Genomic DNA, 2,737 nt, shown 5'->3' with positions numbered 1-2,737 from the left:
CCTCAAACTGGTCTGGCTTTGCTGGCTTGATTTAATGACCGGAAACAGCCTTGAAGACTGGAAAGAGAACCTGAAACGGAAATCAGAAAAAGAGCTGGAGGAATGGATCATCAACCGTCAGAGGCAGAGCGCAGCACTGACGGATCTGATGGATCAGTACGTGCTCCTGGCATACCGCACAACGGTTGACGATAGCCGCAACTGATGCCGGTTGCTTCCGGAAGGTGTGACAAAATACGGAAATGATGATGCTCCCGGCCCCCATGCTCACCTGCAGAGCGTGTTCGTCGTCATCATACTGAGCCATGACGGGCGTCTTAAGGGCATCCTGTCATTGCTGAGCAGGCAACACCACCAGAGGAGCCACGGACAGGGATGTTCTTTACAGCCCGATACACGCCAGGTTCTCAGCAGACTGAATGTGCAGGTGCGGTTATTCACCAGAAATGGCATGCTGCGGTACATACCCATCCTGGTGACAATATGTACGTGGCGACAGCGATCCCGGCACTGTGGAAGAGACTCACTCAGCCTGCAGGATATTCTTTCCGGCATCCGGGAATGTCCGCCTGAATGCAAACAGGATGATATTTGAATCCGTAATACTGTTCTTTCATCATAAATAATTTATGCAGATACAGTTAACCGTTACAGTAGCCGGTTTGTTTTACCGGGAAATAATATCCGTCAGACTGATGCCGGAACATATCTGAAACACGTTATGATGTTTTGTTATCAGAAATGTTGTATATTCTTATCCGTGGCGACAGTTTAATGCCCTCTGGTATCACCTGATAATGTATATCCTGCGATGATTCGTTATATTTACGGGACACGCCTCTTTTCATTGTGCTCCTTTTCAGACTTCATTTTCCGTAAGTGTTCCCCGGCATAAAGGAGGTACCTTTCTGGCGTTTATAACTCTCTTTATCGGTGACGCCGGTAATACAGGGAATACCACACCGACAAACGAGGTATTAACAGACGATATTTCAGTGTCCATAATTTTTCTGTCCGGTTAAATAACGTCAGTCTGCTGCCCTCTGACTGTAATCATCAAAGCCGGAATGCATACCGGGTTACAACGTAAAAAAAGTGATGCTGGCCCCCGGTGCAGCTGGCGGGCGAAACATGTTTACCTTTCAATACCCCCTGTCTGCAGTCTCCACTCTTCCATCCTCTTAAGCTACGTCGGCCACATGAGTGCACTTCCATGATAACAGGTATTCCTGTAAGCATAACGAAGCCGGTTACCTTCCCTTCCTCCTGCATTTCCTGTCAGAATGACTGTACAGCGCGCAGATTGCCTTTTTATTGACCACCTTAATATACCATTATAAACTTCTTTTTATCATATTATTATCACCTTATTATGTTTAATTTTTAAGCAACCGGAGAAAGAGGATGGTTCAGAAAATTTTGTCGGATAAGGTTATGAATGAAAGAACAAATGCGTATTACTCTTATTATCTTGGAGAGCGTAATATCTCCGTACTGCCCCTTAATGTTTATGATCCCCCGGAACGTTTTATCGCTTACATAAAAAAAAACAGAGAAAATCTGAACATCACACTTTCAGATTTTGAACTTGAACAAATAATTTCTGGTATGCGTCTGAAGGCCCTGGCCTTCCTGGTCCCCCTGGAAAAAATATCCTGGATCGCGGGCAGTGAACGCGCATGCTTATTTTCCTGGTATCTGTTGATGCAGTTTATCCAGAATAACAGGGCAAAAATAAGCGCAGACTTGCTTCAAAAGAATAAACTGTATCTTAAAGAAGAGTATCTGGAAGGGAATGCCTTCCCGTCGGACTCATCGACACAGTTCAGACAAATACTCAGAGTTCTCGATATTCTTTCTGATAAGAATTTGCGGGATGAGTGGATAATCCAGACCAAAGACAGATGGATGCGGGCATTTAAATCAAAGAGTCCTTTCAGTTACCTCCTCCCGGAGAACGAACATGAATGCATATGGACATGGAATTATTTGAAGGGAAAAAATATTGCACTGGAAAAACTGGCCAGTTTTCCTGGTTCTGCTGATATTTACCACGCAATTCACCTTTCATTTGACATATGGGTTACCTGTCCACTCACCTCACCTGACGATATAAAAAATTTCAGAAACAGTTTCAATAAGGCCAAGGCGCAGCGCAAGTACAAAAAAATGCAGGAAGATAAAGTCAATGTACAGTTTTTTCTTGACGCAGAAACCAGGGCGCAGCTCAAAGAATTATCGAGGGTCAGAAGACTCAGTACCGGCGAAATGCTGCATGACCTGATTGTTGAAGAGTATAAAAGGTACCGACATTCCAGATAATTTCAGACATATATTATCTCCGTGAGTCCCCCGCCACCTTTCCGGTGTGCGGGGGTTTTGTCTTTTTTCACCGGGAATACATGTATGAATCCGTCTGATGCCATTGAGGCAATTGAAAAACCGCTCTCCTCCCTGCCTTACTCACTTTCCCGTCACATCCTGGAACATCTGCGCAAACTCACCAGTCACGAACCCGTGATTGGCATTATGGGTAAAAGCGGGGCCGGTAAATCCTCACTCTGTAATGCACTGTTTCAGGGGGAGGTCACCCCGGTCAGTGATGTTCACGCCGGCCCCCGGGAAGTGCAGCGCTTCCGTCTGAGTGGCCATGGTCACAGCATGGTTATCACTGACCTGCCCGGGGTGGGCGAGAGCCGGGACAGGGATGCAGAGTATGAAGCCCTGTACCGTGACA

The 2,737-nt window shown here is 46.0% G+C and carries 3 protein-coding genes and 1 pseudogene; 3 read left to right on the top strand and 1 reads right to left on the bottom strand.

Going from position 1 to position 2,737, the window contains the following annotated elements; genetic code table 11:
• Nucleotides 1-205, top strand: a 205-nt coding sequence (locus ACJHX3_RS24590) for a hypothetical protein (RefSeq protein ID WP_410030049.1), incomplete at its 5' end; no start/stop codon positions are given.
• Here ACJHX3_RS24590 and ACJHX3_RS24585 read toward each other — a convergent pair.
• Nucleotides 111-307 (bottom strand): annotated as a pseudogene (locus ACJHX3_RS24585) (hypothetical protein). The gene ACJHX3_RS24590 and the pseudogene ACJHX3_RS24585 sit on opposite strands and share 95 nt — an antisense overlap.
• Before the next feature lie 1,097 nt (nucleotides 308-1,404).
• On the opposite strand from ACJHX3_RS24585, the gene ACJHX3_RS24580 reads away from it, so the two are divergent.
• Complete coding sequence (locus ACJHX3_RS24580) at nucleotides 1,405-2,322, top strand: hypothetical protein (RefSeq protein WP_000250228.1); 918 nt, start codon at nucleotides 1,405-1,407, stop codon at nucleotides 2,320-2,322.
• An 84-nt stretch (nucleotides 2,323-2,406) separates the two neighbouring features.
• Nucleotides 2,407-2,737 (top strand): GTPase (locus ACJHX3_RS24575; protein ID WP_410236234.1); only part of this gene is annotated, 331 nt, incomplete at its 3' end.

Source organism: Escherichia sp. WS1265, assembly GCF_046487585.1.
GTDB lineage: Bacteria > Pseudomonadota > Gammaproteobacteria > Enterobacterales > Enterobacteriaceae > Escherichia > Escherichia coli.
Note: the sequence above shows the minus strand (reverse complement) of the source record. Positions and strands in the feature narration are given on the sequence as shown.

Excerpts from the sequence above, each read along its gene's own strand:
- ACJHX3_RS24580 (WP_000250228.1), top strand. The coding sequence starts at position 1,405 with ATGGTTCAGAAAATTTTGTCGGATAAGGTTATGAATGAAAGAACAAAT.